The sequence below is a fragment of the Loktanella sp. S4079 genome, from assembly GCF_000967725.1.
Taxonomy (GTDB): Bacteria; Pseudomonadota; Alphaproteobacteria; order Rhodobacterales; family Rhodobacteraceae; genus Yoonia.
On the sequence record NZ_JXYE01000010.1, the window covers coordinates 31,914 to 49,566 of the forward strand.

A 17,653-nucleotide genomic window follows, 5' to 3' on the forward strand; every position below is an offset into this window, starting at 1 on the left:
CTATCGTAAAAAGGTTGGCACAGCCCATGACACAATATCTCGATTTCGAAAAACCGTTGGCCGAAATTGAAGGCAAAGCAGAAGAACTGCGCGCTATGGCCCGGGACAATCCCGAAATGGATGTCGAAAAAGAAGCAAAGGCGCTTGATAAAAAAGCGGCGGATCTGCTTGTGTCATTGTACGCGGACCTTAGCCCTTGGCGGAAATGCCTTGTCGCGCGTCACCCTGAACGCCCGCATTGCATTGACTATATCAACGCCCTGTTCACCGAATATACACCGCTTGCGGGTGACCGTAATTTTGCCGACGATCACGCGATTATGGGCGGCATTGCGCGCCTTGACGGCAAGCCAGTCATGGTGATTGGCCACGAAAAGGGCAACGACACCAAATCGCGGATTGAACGCAACTTTGGCATGGCCCGCCCCGAAGGTTACCGCAAAGCGATCCGCCTAATGAACCTCGCCGATCGCTTTGGCATCCCGGTGATAACATTGGTCGATACCCCCGGCGCATACCCCGGCAAAGGCGCCGAAGAGCGCGGCCAATCCGAAGCCATTGCTCGTTCGACAGAAAAATGTCTCGAACTTGGTGTGCCGCTGATCAGTGTCGTGATCGGCGAAGGCGGCTCTGGTGGGGCCGTCGCATTTGCGACAGCGAACCGCGTTGTTATGCTCGAAAACTCGATCTATTCCGTGATCAGCCCCGAAGGTTGTGCCTCTATTCTATGGAAAGATGGCGGAAAGATGCGCGAAGCGGCAGAAGCTCTGCGTTTGACCTCCAAAGACCTCAAGGAACTCGGCATCTGCGACGAGATTATCCAAGAGCCCAAAGGCGGCGCGCATCGCGACCCGGCCAAAGCCATCGACGCAGTTGGTGCAAAACTCAAGACTTTGCTTGCGCAGCTTGAAGGCAAGTCGCCCGAAAAACTGCGTTCGGATCGCCGCCAAAAGTACCTTGATCTAGGGTCCAAAGGCCTCGCCGCGTAAGGCGTCTTGAGCACATGTCTTCGCGATAACTGGCAGCGCCATGCCCTTACCGCCATTGTGTGTGCACAATGGCGGACCCTGGCTTTGATACATCTCGAAATTCTCGTGGTGTTCCTCCACAAATTTTTCGCACGCCTTTGCCCCCCTTACGGGCAGGCATATTATGAATTTCGCGATAAGACTGTGGGCATCTCGGCAACTAACCAACAAGTACTCGTACAGACCACAACGCAATCTGCGCATCCAAAGTCTTAGTTATTAGAAACTAAATTCCTTTATTCGCCACACTGCTTCCAATTTCGACCCGCGCAAAATGGATCGGGCGTTGCCTGTGTTTTCGATGTAATCCACATATATTGACTGAATTCTTCCCAGATGGCTGAGCCGGAGATACGTCCTCCGTTACATAATTGCCCTTGACCGCCGAAAGGCGCGATCGCCATTCAGCGCGAAAACAGGCGCACCAATTACGTTCACCTCGGGGAGACAACCAGCAAACGATGTGCAAAACCCATAGCGTTCGTAGTCTTCCCGCGCTTGTTTAAGGCCATTCCGAAAGGCCAATTGCTTTTCACTTTGATCACTTAACATGCCGCGCGCATTGACTTGTCGGCCGGCCCCCGATCATGCTGAACCCAGCACAATGATCAGAGCACTGCAGTGACACAACGCCAAATAACCGAACCCGCCCGCGAAACACCTGTGATCCACGAAACCGATGTCTTGGTGGTTGGCTCTGGGCCCGGCGGCTTGGCTGCCGCGATCGCTGCGGCGCGTTGCGGGGTGCAGGTGACTTTGCTCGAACGGTTTGGATGTTTTGGCGGAAACATCACGGTGGTCGGGGTCGAAGGGTTTGCCTGGTATCGCCACGAAGCAACCGTCGAAGCAGGTGGTATCGGCTGGGAATTCGAGAAGCGCGCCAAAGAAATGGGTGCCGCCGTGCCCGAAAGCCAGTCACTGAGTTACGAGCTTGATAGTGAGGGGTTTAAGCTGGTTGCCGATAAGCTGGTCGAAGAGGCAGGCATTCATCCGATGCTGCATCGCCAGTTCGTCGCCCCTATTATGGAAGTTAACAAGATTGCTGGCGTTATCGTTGAATCCAAAGCGGGCCGCGAAGCGATCATCGCAAAACGCATCGTTGATGCCACTGGTGATGCCGATGTCGCCCACCGCGCTGGCGCGCCCACGATCAAAACGCCAGTCGAACAAATGCAGGCCGCCAGTGTCATGTTTCATGTCGCCGGAGTGGACAAAGCCGCGTTTATGGCTGGGGTCCGCGCCGATCCGCAGACGTACAAGGATTGGTCAACAGGCGAATGGCAGGTTGAATCCGATGGCAAGTCTGACGACATGTTTTCCCCCTTCTTAGCCAAGCCATTTGAGCGCGCCATCAAAGACGGCATCATTCCCGCGCGCCTCAATACCATTGGCGGAACTTGGGGGGCCGTCCACGACAGTGGAGAGATGACCTATATGAACCTCGTCCATCTTGCCGGTTGCGATGGTACCGACCCCGACAGTATGACCACCTTCGAAATCGAAGGGCGCAAGCAAGCCATGCACGCGATTGAGGCCTTGCGCAGCTATACACCTGGCTGCGATGGGATCAGGTTGCGAAACTTTGGCATGTCCATTGGGATACGTGACACGCGCAAAATCGACGCGGCCTATAACATGACCGAAAACGGCGTGCGCAACGAGGCGCGTTTTGACGACAGTATCGGCATCTACCCAGAGTTCATCGACGGCTACGGCATTCTAATCATTCCGACAACCGGGCGATATATGCAGATCCCTTATAGCAGCCTCTTGCCCAAGAATATCGAGAACCTGATAATCGCAGGCCGCGCAATCGGTGGCGATCAAATCGCGCACGCAGCCACCCGGAATATGGCCTGCTGCGCCGTCACTGGACAAGGCGCTGGCGTCGCCGCGGCCAAGTCCATTCAGCAAAACTGCTCTTTTTACGATGTCAACATTTCATCGGTGCAGGAGACCCTTAGGGCTCAGGGCGTGCGACTAGATTGATATCTATTTCTTCTTGGCGCGCCGCACCCGACCTGTATGGCTATAGGTCATGTCGATAAAGTCCGCCCAGTCCGCCCGCGCCTTGATGTCGTCAATCTTGGCCCGGTGCCAAGCAACGGCAGCGTTATGCAATTCGGCCAAGACTTTGTCAGACTTGAGCTTGGCGAGTTCATCGCGCATCGCAGGAAGATGTCGAACAACGCTATAGTCACGTTCGTAATTCGTGTTCATGGCGTCGAAATACTCTTGCCCTTGATCCATGTTCACATGGTTCGTGCGGCCCCGGTCGCGTTTCACCAAAAAGCTATCGCAGCTTCGAATGGCATAGTGATGCAAGCGGGCAAAATCGTGCTGAAATCCCTTCCAGCTGCGCCATGTGACGGTGCTTGGGTCCGTGGCATTGCCGCCGGAATCTCTCCAGGTGATGCCATCATATTGCGGTGGGTTATTCGGATCGTCGGATTTGTGGTTCTTAACGTATGGTCGGTGCACCCCCATCCGGGCGAATGCGCCATTGTTGCGATACAACGTCTTGATCCCAGCGCCGCGGAAATTAGTGAACCGTCCCTCTGGCGCACAATCAAAGAACTGCTCGGTAATCGGGATGTCTTCGTAGTGGCGGCGCATGCCATTGCCGAACAACTTCCAGCAAAATGAAATCGCGTCCGATGGGCCGCTTTGCGTGATCAGATCAGGCAGCGTCATCCCTGTCCGCAGGTTCAAGAACTCATCCGCATCCGCGCAAATGACCCAATCTGCATTCGCGTATTGTTCAGTGCTGGGCGCACGCCGCAAAGCTGCGCGTTGCGGGGCTAGCTCACGTCCGCGAACACCAATCTTGCGATCATTGTTGTCTACATGTACGCCTAGCCCCAATTCTTCGAGGCGTATCGCGATCTGATCGGTGCCGTCAGCGCAATCATTTGTAAAGATAACGAAATCATCGAAACCAATCGCTCGGTTGTAGGCGATCCATTCGAGCATGAACGGACCTTCGTTTTTCATCGTCGTAACAATGAGAAATCGTTCTTTACTCAAAGCGCACCTATCACTTAATTCCGTTGCGCGGGTATCACATTTTTGCCCTTTTGCATCAAGCATCATTTGTTTGGACAGCTTAATGCAATGGCAATCTTCTTGTGGCGTTTTGGCAGTTCCGATAGATAGCGAACCTGAATGTAGTGATTATTGAGAGAACGGACATGGCTGATCTCCCCCCTGTTGGCGCACTTTGGATTGGCGGTTCTCTAACTTGGCTAGAACAACTTTGCCTCAAGTCATTTGTCGATCAGGGCCACCAAACAATCCTTTACACATATGGGGAAGTTCAAGGCATTCCTGAAGGGGTCGAAGTCAGGGACGGAAGTACTATCCTGTCGACGGACAACTTTGTCACACACGCAAGGTCAGGCAGTGTTGCATTGTTCTCGGATCTCTTTCGCTTTCATTTGATCGCAAATGAACCGGAGATCATCTACGTCGATACAGACGTTTACTCAGTTAAGCCCTTTCCAGGCAACGAAAGTCATGTCTTTGGGTATGAACGGTATTCAGAAGAGAGACAGAGAGGCCGAATTAATGGCGCGGTTCTAAAACTGCCACAAGATTCACCAGCGTTGCAGGCCCTACTCGAGTTCACAAAAGACGAATATCCAATACCGGAATGGTTGCCGCCGCGGCACTTAAAACCGATTCAAGAACGTGCGGAACAGGGTAATCCCATGCATGTGTCCGAAATGCTTTGGGGTATCTGGGGTCCGGTCGGGCTTACCGCATTTTTGCACCAAAGCGGAGAGTATAAATACGCTCGTGAAACTGATGTGTACTATCCGCTGCCGTTTCCAGACCGCCGTTTCATGACGCAAAGACCGCGCAAGGTGCTTTCACTGATTACGCAAGACACGGTATGCATTCACCTTTGGGCGCCCATCAAAAGGTTCTGCGCGAAACGATTTGAAGGGGTGCCACCGAAGAATAGCTTCCTCGATACACGGCTTGCGCTTCATGGTATCGACCCACACGAATACCCTGTGCCGCTGCGGCCTGGCAGGTCTGTGGTCGAATAGGTTTATCAACCCACTGTAGGAATGTAGTGACCGAACGCTAGCGCGCCCGGTCACTTTTTCTTTTAGTCCGCAACCGAACCTTCTTGGTCGCGGCTTGCGTGCATTTGGGATTTCACTTTGCGACCGATGATCAGCGGCAGCACGAACCCAATGATCGCGATGACCCACAGAGCGATAGACAGCGGGCTGTCGATCAGCGTGAACCAATCACCATTTGAGATCGTGATCGCTCGGCGCAGGTTGTTCTCCATAGTATTGCCCAGCAACGTCCCCAAGATGATCGGCACCAGTGGCACGTCCAGCTTGCGCAGAACCCAGCCCATGACGCCAAAGCCGATCATGACCAGCAGATCAAACGAAGACCCCGAGATACCGTAGATCCCGACAAAGCTAACCATCGCAACGACGGGCATCAGGATACGTGGTGGCACCATCAGCACACGGGTGAACAGACCAACCATTGGGATGTTCATTGCCAGCAGCATGAAGTTCGCGATGAACAGTGCGGCAATCAACCCCCAAACCACATCAGGGTTTTGGCTGAACAACAGTGGGCCCGGCGTAATGTTGAGCGACAAGAGAACCGCCAGCAAAACGGCCGTTGTACCTGAACCCGGCACACCAAGCGCCAGCATTGGAACCAACGCGCCACCCGCTGCGGCGTTATTGCCAGCCTCTGGGGCCGCGACACCACGAGGGTCACCAGTGCCAAAAGTCTTGTCTTTGTCGACCAATCGCTTCTCCATTGAATAGGAGATAAACGACCCCAATGAAGCACCCGCACCAGGCAGAACACCCGCCAAGAAGCCCAGACCCGTGCTGCGCATCATTGTAGGCGCAGTTTCTTTGAGCATTGACAGTGGCGGCGTTAGGCGACCAACCTTAACCTTTGATTTGTCAGCGTCGGCACTGCCGTGGCGTTTCTCAAGAAAGATGAACACCTCGGACAGGGCAAACAAACCAACGATTGCCACAAGGAAATCCAAACCATCGTAAAGATGGACTTCGCCAAAGGTAAAGCGTGGAACACCCGTTTGTGTATCGACACCAATTGTCGCCAGCCCAAGACCAAGTGCGGCAGCAAATGCGGATTTGGCTTGGTTCGTCGACGACACTCCGCCCAGCGTCATGAATGCAAGCGCAAACAGCGCAAAGTATTCAGCCGGACCAAATAGCAGAGCGATTTTCACCAATTGAGGTGCGAGAAAAATCAGACCCCAAGTCGCAAAAAACGCCCCAACGAATGATGCAACACCAGAGAGTGACAGCGCCTGACCGGCCATGCCCTTTTGGGCCATTGGATAGCCGTCGAGACAGGTCATCATCGCCGGTTCATCACCCGGAATATTCAGCAGGATCGACGAAATCCGCCCACCATACATCGCGCCGTAGTAAACAGAGGTCAGCAGGATTAGCGAGGGCGTAGCCCCCAGGCCCAGCGTAAACGCAAGCGGGATCAGGATCGCAACGCCGTTTGATGGCCCTAGCCCCGGCAATGCCCCCATAATGGTACCCAAAAAGCATCCGAGCAACGCAAGCAGAAGATTCTGCCAAGTCAGTGCGATGGCAAAACCATCAGCAAGTGACGCAAAAGTTTCCATTTTCCGCCTCCGTTAAAATCCAAGTGGTCCACGCGCGAGCGAAAGACCAAGAACCAAGTGAAACACGACATAAATGCCGACCGAAGTACAAAGGCCTGTCACCACAGATGCAATCGGGCCAGAGCCCAAACGCCATGTCAGGTAAGTCGCAGCAAAGGCAGTCGCAAAGACAAAACCGATGACCGGCAGCAGCTCTGCGTAAAGGATCATCACGACGACAGCTGCGCCGATTTCGACCAACCGGCCAAGGCTAGGCCACTGTGGGGCAGCGTCTGGTTTCAGTGCAATGAATAGCGAACTGATCCCAAGAACGGTTGCAACAATTAAAGGAAAGGCCTTTGGGCCCACGGCGTCAGATAGGAAACTTTCTTCGATAGCAAGCGCTGCAAAGGCAAAACTAACTGCAAGAAGAATACCGACAACGCCAAAGATACGATCACTCATTGGGATCTCCTGTAGCGGTAAGGTGTAAAGAGTTGGGGGCGCCCGTTACAGCGCCCCCGGGGAAGAACGGTCAATGAGTGGCCGTTATTTGATGATCCCGATGTCTTTGGAAATCTGCTGAATTTGCGCGACAGAGTCTGATACAAACTCTTCGAATTCAGCACCTTGCAGGTCCAGCGGAGCCAGACCGTTTGCGGCCATGATTTCTTTCCATTCGTCAGATGCATAGAGTGCTGCGATCTTTTCGACCCATGCGTCATATGCCTCTGGGGTCATATCGCCAGCGCCGTAGAAACCGCGCCAGTTGGCACCGATTGCATCGACGCCTTGCTCAACTGCTGTTGGGAAGTCAGCGAATTCGCCTTCCAGACGCTCTGGCGACAGAACAGCAAGAACGCGGATATCACCACTGTCGACAAATCCTTTTGCTTCGGAAATATCGCCAGTGAATGCTTGGACAGAACCAGCCAAGAGCTGCGTTACCGCCTCGCCGCCGCCATCAAATGCGATGTATTTCACTGTACGGACATCTTCGACGCCATAAGCGTTTGCAGCGATCAGAACTTTCAGGTGGTCCCAACCACCAACAGCCGAACCGCCTGCAACTGAGACAGAAGTAGGATCATTCTTGATCATATCCAGCAGGGCTGGCAAATCAGCAACTTCGCTGTCCGCAGCAACGGCGATCACGCCATAGTCAGCGCCGATAGATGCAAGCCAACGGACCTGATCCATTGTGTTGCCAGGGTATGCACCCTGCGCCAAACGGGTTGCTGTCGCAGAAGAAGCCGCAACGATTAGATCATTGTCGTCGCCACGCTTGTTCACAACTTCAGCAAAAGCCACACCGCCCCCGCCGCCAGCAAGGTTCACAACCTGCATAGTCTGATCCAGCAGGCCTTGCTCTTGCAGCGAACGGCCAACCTGACGGCAGGTAAAGTCCCAACCGCCACCGGGGTTCGCAGGCGCGATGCATTCTGGGTTTTCTGGGGTATAACCCTGCGCAGATACGGCCATTGCGGACGCACCAAAGACTGCTGTTGCAACAGCAATACGGGTTGCCTTGAAAATCATGTGATAGCTCCTCCACAGTTATGTATCACCCGGGTCGTTTGGCCGCCCGGTGCCATCTTCATCCGCACTGCATTTGCAGTCTCCTCGCGAATGACTATGAATGTGAGATATGGGGCCAAGCTGTCACGAACCTGTCACGAAGAAAAATTCGTCACATGACCTGAGGCACCAAAGGGAAAGAGTACTCAAATGCGCGTATTGATCGTCGAAGACGCGACCGACATGGCCGAGGCCGTCGCCATTCGGTTGGGAAAATCGGGAATGGCCTGTGACCTCGCAGAGAATTGCGCCACAGCCGAAGATTTCCTTGCAGTTCAATCCTATGACGCAATTGTGCTCGACATTAATCTGCCTGACCGAAACGGCACCGAGCTCTTGCAGGCGCTGCGTCAAAAGAATGATCGCACCCCTGTTCTAATGCTCACCGCACTATTTTCCGTTGATGATCGGGTCTCGGCGCTCGACCTCGGCGCGGACGATTATCTGGTGAAACCCTTTGATCAACGCGAGCTTGAGGCACGGCTGCGTGCCTTAATCCGCCGCGAATCCGATCAAAAGTCCGAACAGATCTTGCTGGGACCTCTGGCGTTTTCGCCCGCGAACCTTGCCGCGACACTGAACGGCGTGCCGGTTGATTTAACCCGCCGCGAAGCCATGCTCTTGGGGTTGCTGCTCCGCAGTCAAGGGCAGGTCTTGGGCAAGCAGCGGCTCTATGACGGGTTGTTTGCGTTTGACGATGTTGATGTGGGGCTGAACGCAATTGAACTTTATGTCGCGCGGCTGCGCAAAAAATTGACGGGCTCTGGGGTAGCCATCGAAACACAGCGTGGCCTTGGGTATCGCATTCATGCCAACGGATGAACTCAGGGTCATAGCGGCGCAACGTTCGCTGCTATCGCGGGTTATGATCGGCGTATTGTCGTTGCTCGCTGTGGGCGGCTGCGTCGTTTTGCTCGCGTCCTTTGCCTACGGTAAAAACGCCGCGCGACAAGCCTATGATCGGTTACTCATCGGGGCTGCGAATGACATCGCAGAATCAATCAATATCATCGACGGGGCGGCGGTGGCTGACATTCCCGTTTCCGCCTTTGGGCTGCTGTCGCTCGCGCTTGATGATCGTATTTCCTATGCGGTACGTGGCCCTGACGGGACGTTGCTGACGGGGTATGAAACCGCGCTCCCGCCTGAAGGGTCAGCGCGTCGTTCTCCGCCATTTTACTATGATAGCACGCTCCAAGGAGAGCCGAGCCGTTTTGTTACGGTCGTGAGACGGTTTTCAGAACGTGACTATTCTGGAACCGTCTCCGTCACCGTTGGACAAACACTACGTGCGCGCAACGAAATGGCGCTTAACCTGACCAAAGGCGCACTGGTGATGACGGGCCTCGCGGGGATTGCGCTCATCCTCAGTGCCTATCTTGTTATTCGCTCTGCTATGCGACCGCTGGATCAAATGGCGAATGAATTGCTCGCGCGAGATCCGTATGATTTGACCCCGATGAAGGCCCACGGCCCTGCAGAGGTGGCAGTGATGACCGAAGCCATGAACCGCTTTATGCAACGGCTTGATCGGCAAATAGGCGCGATGAAACACCTGATCTCCGACACGGCGCATCAGTTGCGCACCCCAGTTGCAGCCATCCGTGCGCAGGCCGAACTGGCGTTAGAAGACGACAAAGACCACCAACCCCAGCGGCTAGAGCGTCTCTTGCGACGCACCCGATCTTTGGGCAATTTGCTAGACCAAATGCTGTCGCGTGCGCTGGTGATCCACCGTACAGATAACGCACCACCCAAACCTGTCGATCTACGCGATATCGCCCTACAGGTGCTTGATGATTGCGATCCTGATCTTCTTGCGCCGGGGGTCGAGGTCGACCTGATCATCACAGAAGCCCCAGTGATCGTAATGGCAGACGAAGTTTCCCTGACCGAAGCCGGGAAAAACATGCTGACCAACGCGCTGCAACACGGTCAGGCCCCCGTGCGCATTGGGGTCAGTACGAACACAAATCAATCCGAGCTCTGGGTCGAAGACGCAGGCGAGGGGCCTGAACAAGACGTGCTCTCGCGGATCGGTGGGCGCTTTGAACGCTCTGCCGCATCGCGCGGAACGAGCGCGGGTTTGGGGCTATCCATTGTGCATGCGGTGGCAGAGGCCTTTGGCGGCAAAATTACCATGGGTAAACAGGCCAACGGTTTTCGGGTCGCGCTCGTTTTGCCAACGCAAGAAGAAGACGAACTATGATCCGCGCTGCCCTGTTTGCGTTACTGCTACCGCTGTCCGTATCCGCCCAAGAAGCTGTCCAAAGCTTCGCGGCACCGGCGGCAACCCCTGACACCGAAATCATCGTGCGTTCGACAACCGATATCGCGGTACTGACGCCCGCGTTAAACGCTTTTGTTGCGCTCTATCCGGGAATTTCGATCACCTATGAACAATGGGGGTCAAACGCGCTCTATGCTGATAGCCGCGCCGCTTGCGAGGGGCAAATTCCTCCGGCGGATGTCGTATTTTCATCGGGCGTGCATCAGATGGTCGATCTTGTGAACCGTGCCTGCGCCAGCCCCTATGTGTCAGAGATCACGCGTGCGCTTCCGGCTTCGCGGACTTGGCGCGACGAACTCTGGGGGATTACGCTTGAGCCAGCGGTGATCATTTACAACACCGCACTTGTCCCCGCAGAGGACGCGCCTACGACACGGTTTGCATTACTTGATCTTATGCGACGCGCGGAAACGCCTTATCGGGGGAAAATCGCGACCTATGATGTTGAGGCATCTGGGCTTGGGTTTCTATTCGCCTTTATGGATAGCCTAGAGGCCACGACCTTTGGTGGCTTGCTCGAAGGTTTCGCGCGCACCAACTCTGTCGCAACCTGTTGTTCCGCCGAGATTATTGATGGCGTGGCAAGCGGTGAATATCTCATCGCTTATAACGTGCTGGGGTCATACGTCAGCTCTGTTCCGCGCGAAAATATCGGTGTTATTCACCCCGACGATTACACACTACTGCTGTCGCGCGCCTATATGATCCCCAAAACGGCGAGGAACAAAGACGGAGCAGAGGTACTGCTCGACTTTTTGCTGTCAGATGCGGGTCAAAACATTTTGGCAGCCGGAAATCTGGTACAACGCCCTGATAGCGATGAAACCGCGCTATCAGAAAGCGCCCAGCGTCCGATTGCGATTGATCCAAAACTATTGGTCGCAATGGACCGGCATCGTCGGACGCGGTTTGTCGGGCAGTGGCGGTCGACCTTTGGTGCGCTGCCTGCTGGCGGGTTCCTATCCGCCCCGTAAGGACAACCCGTCGGCATCGAAATAATGTGTCCGCGATGGATCAAACTGAATGCTGACGGGATCGCCGGGGGCAAGATCGCTATCTCCTTGCACGCGCACGGTCACCTGCCCGGCTGCGCCACAATCAAGCACGACAAAAGTATCCGCACCAAGGTATTCCAAGACATCAACAGTTCCGTCGAGCTGACCGCTGCCAGACGCCCCAAGGACCGCATGTTCGGGCCGCAATCCCACCTGCGTCGTCCCCTCGGGCATGGTGACACCCGTCAGCGTATCGGCTGGCACAACATTCATCTTGGGCGAGCCAATGAATTGCGCGACAAACAAGTTGGCGGGTCGTTCGTATAGTTCGCGTGGGCTGCCAACTTGGGCGATATGCCCGCCTTCTAACACCACGATACGATCTGCCAGTGTCATCGCCTCGACCTGATCGTGTGTGACGTAAATCATCGTCGATTTCAGTGTCTGATGCAGCTTTGCGATCTCGTAACGCATCTCGACCCGCAAGGCGGCATCAAGGTTCGACAATGGCTCGTCAAACAAGAACGCCGTTGGGTCGCGTACAATCGAACGCCCAATCGCAACACGCTGTCGTTGCCCCCCTGACAAATCCTTGGGGCGACGGTCGAGATATGCATCAAGCTTGAGAACCTTTGCCGCCTCGTCCACCTTGGCCGCGATCTGATCACTTGGCATACCTGCAGACTTGAGCGGAAAACCAACATTGTCGCGCACCGACATATGCGGATAGAGCGCATAAGACTGGAATACCATCGCCAACCCGCGCTTTGCCGGAGGCTCTGCTGTGGCGTCGCGGTCGTCAATCATGATCTGACCTCGGCTGGTTTCTTCTAGCCCTGCAATCATCCGTAATAGTGTCGATTTTCCGCACCCAGACGGGCCGACAAAGATGATGAATTCCCCCTCAGAGATATCGAGGTCGATCCCTTTGATGACCTGCACATCCCCATACCATTTCTCAACTGATCGAAGCGCGATAGACCCCATTTAGAACCTCCCCTTTGCGTGCGGTGACGCCCAAGTCAGCCAGATCGACGCGGTCCAACTAAAGTTATCCCCCCCTTCGGGCGTTCCCAGATATGGGTCGAAATATTCAAAGAACCCATGTTCCGCGATTAGCTTTTGGGTCGCTTTGCGTAGCTCTTCGGCCTTGGTAATGTGATGCATTTCGGCCAAGCCAATCGCGATCAGCGCATTCACGTTGCTCCACGTTGGTCCGCGCCAGTAGCGTTTCGGATTGAAATTTTCGGCAGCCGGATCGTTCGATGGCACACCAAATGGGACCTCGGTCATGATACGTTCGTAATGCGCGACCATCTCTGGGTGATCGACCCCGGCGTACCAGCACAAAAAAGACCCTGAACTAAGGGAATTCGCGAATTTTCCGGTACGAACATCGACACTATCATAGTGACCACGCTCGGCGTTCCAATGACGCGAAACGCCCTGCTTTAGGGTCGAAATCCAGCCTTGGATCTCTTCGGTTTTGTGGTCCAATTCTAACGCGAGGTGCAACAGATCCCGACACGCACGCAAGAACAGGAATGTCATGCCGACATCGGCCACGCGAAGCGGGCCATTCTTGGCAATCTCAACCTCATCCCACCCGCAATCGCGGGAAAAATACAGCATCGCAAGATAGCGGTCGTAGTCTTCCTTCTTGGGGCGCATTTCTGGATCAACATGCGAAGTATCCCGGCGGGTATATTCGCCCACATTCGATCCATCGACATTGGCCATCGCCCCGTCCCAATCGACAGCATTATCGCGACCAGACTCCCACGGGTGCGTGATAACAACCATGCCCTCGTGGAGGCGATATTTCACGAACCAACGGTGCCACGACACCAACCGTCCGTATAGCAGCTCCATATGGACGCGACCGTAGTGCTTGTCGGCCTCGTAAACACTGCGCGCCATAGTCGCTGCAATTGGGGGCTGCGTGATCCCAGAGGTATGCGGGACGCGCGGCACATCCCAGACATCAGGACCCGGAAAATAGCCGATCGCCTGCTTGTGGAACACGATATGCGGGACCATTCCATTGTCCCATTGACCGGTAAAAAGCGTCTCTAACTCGGCCCAAGCGCGACGCACATCATAAGTCGCAATACCCCAGGCACAAAACGCACTGTCCCAGTTCCACTGATATGGATACAGCCCCTTGGTCGGCACGGTGTACAACCCGCGGTCGTTGGTCTGCAAAATCTTGCGCGCGCGTTTGTCTAATTTATCGTAATTCATTTCTTATCCTTTGACTGACCCGGCGGTCAGCCCTTTGGTCATAAAACGCTCAAGCCCGAGGAAAAGGACCATGATCGGCACAGTTGCGATCACGGAACCTGCCATCAGGTGTTGGCGCGGAATTTCAGAAGAGTTGAGGCTGGCAATTCCCCGCGTCAGCGTGAACTTTGACGGGTCGTCCAACAGCATAAAAGCCAGCAGGAATTCGTTCCATGCGATCATAAAGACATACAGCGACACAGACGCCATCGCCGGAAGAGATAAAGGCAACGTGATTTTCCAGATTACCTTGAGACGGCTAAGCCCGTCCATCAGCCCCGCCTCTTCGACCTCGGCGGGCAAACCGCGAAAGTACCCCTGCAACATATAGAGCGCCACGGGAATGGTCGTTACCGGATAGATCATGATGATCCCGCCCAAACTATTGCGCAGCCCGAACATCGAAAACGCGATATAGATCGGCAGCGCCAATACGATCATCGGCACCATATAAATCAGCAGAATTGACCGCGAAAACGCCGCCCGACCGCGAAAACGCAAGCGCGCCACAGCATATGCACCGGGCACCGCAAACAAGAGCGTGATAACAACGGTCAACACCGAAATCACAAAGGAATTCAGCAGGTAGGTCCCGAAGTTGAACTGCGTAAAGAGCTCGTCATAAGATCGGAACAATTCCCACCCTTTTGACAAATCAACTGAAAAATCTAGCGGGTTTTGGATTAGCTCCGCTTGGTTTTTGAGGCTGGTCAGAACCATCACGTAGAACGGGATCAGTACAATCGCCGAAAAAAAGATATAGCCAAAGCCCGTCAGAAAACGGATCACTGCGGCCTCAAAAACATGGCGATTGATGGCGCCCAAGGTCACATCAGCGAGAATGATCCGCAATCCCAGCGCCGCAAACCCAGCAGTCGCCAGCGCCGCGATGAGCGCGGAAACGGGCCAAATTTGGCTGCCGATGGCGATCGGTCCTAGGCCGACCAAACTGACCCCAGCAACAACGAGCGTACCAAGCACAGGCAGCCATTTGCTGCCCGGCAGACACAATATCCCCAGTACACCACCCCAGACCAGCGCGCCCAAGATCGAAGGACGAAAAGCCGATCCCGTTGCAAAGCTCATGGCAATCGCAACGGTCAAAGCAATCACAAAGGTCCACAAGATGCCCAACGCAGGGCCAGTTACATATCCATAGCGAAGCTGTTTCATAGGCCCTCCTCTTGGCTCATGAAGCGGAAGAAGAAGAATGAGAACAGCAACAAACAGCCAAAGATCACCACAGCAACTGCCGCGCCTGCCCCAATGTTAGACACTGCAAATGCCTGTTCGTAGACATTCACTGTCAATGTGCGTGTCCCTGCATTGCCCCCCGTCAAAAGGAAAATGTCGTCAAATTTGTTAAACGTCCAAATAAACCGTAGCAGGAACAAGACAGATAAAATCCCCAGAAGCTGCGGGACGCTGAGATACCAAAATTTCTGGAACGGTGACGCGCCATCCATGTCGGCGGCCTCGTACATATCGCTATCGATTGATTGCATCCGCGCCAAGATGAACAGGAACGACAGTGGGAAATAGCGCCAGATTTCAAACAGCGTCACCATGATCAGAGCCAGAGGCCGCTGCCCGAAGAAGTTGATCGCTTCTTGGGTGACGCCCATCTGGATTAGCAGCGCATTCGCAGACCCCGAAAACGGATCAAAAAGTAGCACCCATGCAAAGGCCACCGCAATCACTGGCGATACATAGGGAAAGAGATAAAGCCCCCGCAAAATCCCCTGCCCCCTAAAGGATTTGTTCAACAGCAATGCTGCGAACAACCCAAACAAGAGCGCGCCAATCGTCCCGAAAACAGTGTAAAATAGCGTGACCCAGAGAACGGACCAGAACTCCTCTCCGTCAAAGACGCGTTTGAAATTTTCAAATGTAAATGTCGCATTGGTCAAAACACTAGAGGCGCGGCCTGTTGTGGTGACACCGTTATCTTGTGGGCGCGTTCCACCATCTAGATAGGCCTGCCCAACAGTAACCGGGATCATAAGGTTTTCGCGAAATCCGCCATCCCAATCGCCAAGGTCACAAAACAGCTCACGACCATCGACCGTGCAACGCTGATCAAGTGATGAAACCTCTAATCCCGCAGGAATAGTGTCTGTTAATGTGACACCTCGGATGGGCTGGTCTTGCGACGAATTGCGCAGCCTGTAGCGAATGTTGGCGCTGTCACCGACAGCTTCATAATCGCCGCGCAGGTCCTCGCGGATGACGACCTCAGGCGCGCGCAAATCGGCGAGAGAAACTGGCTTTGCGCTGATCCAAAAAATCGCGAGCAATGGCAGGATGACCACTAAGGCAACTGCGCAAATTGTTGGCGCAAGTAGCCCCCATGCCAAACGCGCCTCGAGCCGCGCGAGCGGTCCAGAGCCTTTGGGCGGGGAAACATCTGCCATTTTGAATACTCCGAAATTCATTGCATGGGGCCGCATCCGTGACGCGGCCCGCAAGTCTTGATTACTCGACGCCTGCGATGGCCTCGTTCAAGGCGGCGACTGTCGCGGCTGCGTCACGCTCTCCGTCGATGTATTCGCGCACGAGACGGTTGATGACCTGACTGTTGATAATCTTGGACGCTGTTGCCAACTGTCCGTCAGCCACACCCCAACGTTGCGCCACGTCCAGACCGCCAACAATTTCCGAGATCATTGCCGGATCATATAGATCACCCAGCGGCGCCTTGCGGTCGACACCAACATCCAAGGTCGCCCATAGATCGCTATATTCGGTTGGATTATCCGCAGTCCCACGCCGCACTGGGAATTTACCCTCGGGTGCGATAGCCAGCGTTTGACCGTATCCCTCGCTCATCGAGTATTCGACAAATTCCATCGCTGCATCAGTCGAGGCATCAGATGTAATCCCGAAATAGCGGATATCACCCCAGGCCGCGCCATCCGGGTTCGACGGCCCAGAGAATGTCGTCACAATCCCGGTGGCGGCTGCCAATGCAGAGCTTGTCGGATCGACGTTGATTGTGGGTGGTGCGCTATCACGTAGCCCTGCCAATTCATCCAAAATGAAGGGCGACCAAATGATCATTGCCGCATTCCCCGAGAAATACAGCGACCGCGATTGATCCCAATACAAGTCGCCGGGTGGTGATGCTTCTGCAATGGCTTTGTAGAACTCCAACACTTCGATTGTCGCGGCTTCGTCGAGCGGCTGAATGCCATCAGGACCCACTGGGCTCACACCATTGGCTAGGAAAACATGCTCGAGCACTTGGCTCATGAAGTTTTCATCGACTTTGGTGGCAGCAACGAAGCCGTACATTTCTGGCGGATTATGAAGCGCTTCTACCGCGGCCAGCACATTCGCGTATGAAGTCGGCGGCTGCAAACCTGCCTCTGCGAATTTGTCGGCACGATAGACAATCATCTGCGTCCAGCCGTCAACCGGAACTGACGCATAGCCGTCAGCGCTGGCAGCCATAGACAGGGCACCGGGTGCAAATGTTTCAGCGCCAAGGTTTTCAATCACATCAGTTGCTGCATCCGTATCCAAAATGCCAGCTTCGGCCCAAGGCAGCGCATATTGCAACGTGTGATAAATCACATCAGGCAAATCGCCCGCTGCATAGGCCGCCGTGGCGCGCGTACCTAGGTCGCTTTCTGTGACAGGAATGACCTCAACAGTATGCCCAGAGGCTGCTGCGAAATCAGCGGCCATCTGCTCTTGCCGAGCAAGCCTCTCGGGCTGTTCTTCGGTCGTCCAGAACCGCAAAGTTTCAGCCTGAGCCGAGACCGCAGAGAGCACAAGTGCCGTCGCCGCCCCCATAAGTAGTTTGGATTTGTGTGGTGTTTTCATAACTTCCTCCCCTTTC

Annotated in this window: 15 protein-coding genes; 6 read left to right on the forward strand and 9 right to left on the reverse strand. The window is 54.6% G+C overall.

Going from position 1 to position 17,653, the window contains the following annotated elements; translation table 11 throughout:
* Nucleotides 1-26 precede the first annotated feature (26 nt).
* Both TW80_RS15910 and TW80_RS15920 read left to right on the forward strand, forming a co-directional pair.
* On the forward strand, nucleotides 27-989 hold the full coding sequence (locus tag TW80_RS15910; protein WP_045998446.1) for an acetyl-CoA carboxylase carboxyltransferase subunit alpha: 963 nt from the start codon (nucleotides 27-29) through the stop codon (nucleotides 987-989).
* 660 nt (nucleotides 990-1,649) lie between these two features.
* Nucleotides 1,650-3,017 (forward strand): FAD-dependent oxidoreductase, encoded by a 1,368-nt coding sequence (locus TW80_RS15920; protein WP_045998448.1) that lies wholly within the window; start codon nucleotides 1,650-1,652, stop codon nucleotides 3,015-3,017.
* Between the two features lie 3 nt (nucleotides 3,018-3,020).
* Here the strand turns inward: TW80_RS15920 and TW80_RS15925 are convergent, their stop codons facing one another.
* Nucleotides 3,021-4,055, reverse strand: coding sequence for a glycosyltransferase family 2 protein (locus TW80_RS15925; protein WP_162197191.1), 1,035 nt, complete (start codon nucleotides 4,053-4,055; stop codon nucleotides 3,021-3,023).
* 164 nt (nucleotides 4,056-4,219) lie between these two features.
* Here TW80_RS15925 and TW80_RS15930 point away from each other — a divergent pair, with 164 nt between their 5' ends.
* A complete protein-coding gene (locus tag TW80_RS15930) occupies nucleotides 4,220-5,083 on the forward strand; it encodes a hypothetical protein (RefSeq protein ID WP_045998449.1) in 864 nt (287 codons plus the stop codon).
* Nucleotides 5,084-5,145: 62 nt separating this feature from the next.
* On the opposite strand, the gene TW80_RS15935 is transcribed toward TW80_RS15930, so the two are convergent.
* From TW80_RS15935 to TW80_RS15945, 3 genes are all read right to left on the reverse strand, one after another.
* Nucleotides 5,146-6,684 carry a tripartite tricarboxylate transporter permease gene (locus TW80_RS15935; RefSeq protein ID WP_045998450.1) on the reverse strand — a complete coding sequence of 513 codons (1,539 nt, stop codon included), beginning with the start codon at nucleotides 6,682-6,684 and terminating at the stop codon, nucleotides 5,146-5,148.
* Nucleotides 6,685-6,696: 12 nt separating this feature from the next.
* Nucleotides 6,697-7,128, reverse strand: a complete 432-nt coding sequence (locus TW80_RS15940; protein ID WP_045998451.1) for a tripartite tricarboxylate transporter TctB family protein — start codon at nucleotides 7,126-7,128, stop codon at nucleotides 6,697-6,699.
* A gap of 84 nt (nucleotides 7,129-7,212) precedes the next feature.
* On the reverse strand, nucleotides 7,213-8,202 hold the full coding sequence (locus TW80_RS15945) for a Bug family tripartite tricarboxylate transporter substrate binding protein (RefSeq protein WP_045998452.1): 990 nt from the start codon (nucleotides 8,200-8,202) through the stop codon (nucleotides 7,213-7,215).
* Between the two features lie 189 nt (nucleotides 8,203-8,391).
* On the opposite strand from TW80_RS15945, the gene TW80_RS15950 reads away from it, so the two are divergent.
* From TW80_RS15950 to TW80_RS15960, 3 genes are read left to right on the forward strand one after another with little or no spacing between them, the layout of a single operon-like run.
* Nucleotides 8,392-9,063 carry a response regulator transcription factor gene (locus TW80_RS15950; RefSeq protein WP_045998453.1) on the forward strand — a complete coding sequence of 224 codons (672 nt, stop codon included), beginning with the start codon at nucleotides 8,392-8,394 and terminating at the stop codon, nucleotides 9,061-9,063.
* A complete protein-coding gene (locus tag TW80_RS15955) occupies nucleotides 9,050-10,450 on the forward strand; it encodes a sensor histidine kinase (RefSeq protein ID WP_045998454.1) in 1,401 nt (466 codons plus the stop codon). The genes TW80_RS15950 and TW80_RS15955 overlap by 14 nt, the downstream gene beginning before the upstream one ends.
* A complete protein-coding gene (locus TW80_RS15960; protein ID WP_045998455.1) occupies nucleotides 10,447-11,505 on the forward strand; it encodes an ABC transporter substrate-binding protein in 1,059 nt (352 codons plus the stop codon). The genes TW80_RS15955 and TW80_RS15960 overlap by 4 nt, the downstream gene beginning before the upstream one ends.
* Here the strand turns inward: TW80_RS15960 and TW80_RS15965 are convergent.
* The 5 genes from TW80_RS15965 to TW80_RS15985 all read right to left on the reverse strand — a co-directional run bounded on the left by TW80_RS15965 (nucleotide 11,491) and on the right by TW80_RS15985 (nucleotide 17,637).
* Nucleotides 11,491-12,513, reverse strand: a complete 1,023-nt coding sequence (locus TW80_RS15965; RefSeq protein ID WP_045998456.1) for an ABC transporter ATP-binding protein — start codon at nucleotides 12,511-12,513, stop codon at nucleotides 11,491-11,493. The genes TW80_RS15960 and TW80_RS15965 overlap by 15 nt on opposite strands.
* Entirely contained in the window at nucleotides 12,514-13,770 is a 1,257-nt protein-coding gene (locus TW80_RS15970) for an MGH1-like glycoside hydrolase domain-containing protein (RefSeq protein ID WP_045998457.1), read from the reverse strand.
* Nucleotides 13,771-13,773: 3 nt separating this feature from the next.
* Complete coding sequence (locus TW80_RS15975; RefSeq protein WP_045998458.1) at nucleotides 13,774-14,982, reverse strand: carbohydrate ABC transporter permease; 1,209 nt, start codon at nucleotides 14,980-14,982, stop codon at nucleotides 13,774-13,776.
* On the reverse strand, nucleotides 14,979-16,223 hold the full coding sequence (locus TW80_RS15980; RefSeq protein ID WP_045998459.1) for a carbohydrate ABC transporter permease: 1,245 nt from the start codon (nucleotides 16,221-16,223) through the stop codon (nucleotides 14,979-14,981). The genes TW80_RS15975 and TW80_RS15980 overlap by 4 nt, the downstream gene beginning before the upstream one ends.
* 61 nt (nucleotides 16,224-16,284) lie before the next feature.
* The gene (locus tag TW80_RS15985; protein ID WP_084625828.1) at nucleotides 16,285-17,637 is read right to left on the reverse strand and encodes an ABC transporter substrate-binding protein; all 1,353 of its coding nucleotides are present in this window, start codon (nucleotides 17,635-17,637) and stop codon (nucleotides 16,285-16,287) included.
* Nucleotides 17,638-17,653 lie beyond the last annotated feature (16 nt).

Coding starts and splice junctions, on each gene's coding strand:
- TW80_RS15950 (WP_045998453.1), top strand. CDS start 8,392: ATGCGCGTATTGATCGTCGAAGACGCGACCGACATGGCCGAGGCCGTC.
- TW80_RS15910 (WP_045998446.1), top strand. CDS start 27: ATGACACAATATCTCGATTTCGAAAAACCGTTGGCCGAAATTGAAGGC.
- TW80_RS15940 (WP_045998451.1), bottom strand. CDS start 7,128: ATGAGTGATCGTATCTTTGGCGTTGTCGGTATTCTTCTTGCAGTTAGT.
- TW80_RS15935 (WP_045998450.1), bottom strand. CDS start 6,684: ATGGAAACTTTTGCGTCACTTGCTGATGGTTTTGCCATCGCACTGACT.
- TW80_RS15930 (WP_045998449.1), top strand. CDS start 4,220: ATGGCTGATCTCCCCCCTGTTGGCGCACTTTGGATTGGCGGTTCTCTA.
- TW80_RS15965 (WP_045998456.1), bottom strand. CDS start 12,513: ATGGGGTCTATCGCGCTTCGATCAGTTGAGAAATGGTATGGGGATGTG.
- TW80_RS15945 (WP_045998452.1), bottom strand. CDS start 8,202: ATGATTTTCAAGGCAACCCGTATTGCTGTTGCAACAGCAGTCTTTGGT.
- TW80_RS15955 (WP_045998454.1), top strand. CDS start 9,050: ATGCCAACGGATGAACTCAGGGTCATAGCGGCGCAACGTTCGCTGCTA.
- TW80_RS15980 (WP_045998459.1), bottom strand. CDS start 16,223: ATGGCAGATGTTTCCCCGCCCAAAGGCTCTGGACCGCTCGCGCGGCTC.
- TW80_RS15970 (WP_045998457.1), bottom strand. CDS start 13,770: ATGAATTACGATAAATTAGACAAACGCGCGCGCAAGATTTTGCAGACC.
- TW80_RS15985 (WP_084625828.1), bottom strand. CDS start 17,637: ATGAAAACACCACACAAATCCAAACTACTTATGGGGGCGGCGACGGCA.
- TW80_RS15960 (WP_045998455.1), top strand. CDS start 10,447: ATGATCCGCGCTGCCCTGTTTGCGTTACTGCTACCGCTGTCCGTATCC.
- TW80_RS15975 (WP_045998458.1), bottom strand. CDS start 14,982: ATGAAACAGCTTCGCTATGGATATGTAACTGGCCCTGCGTTGGGCATC.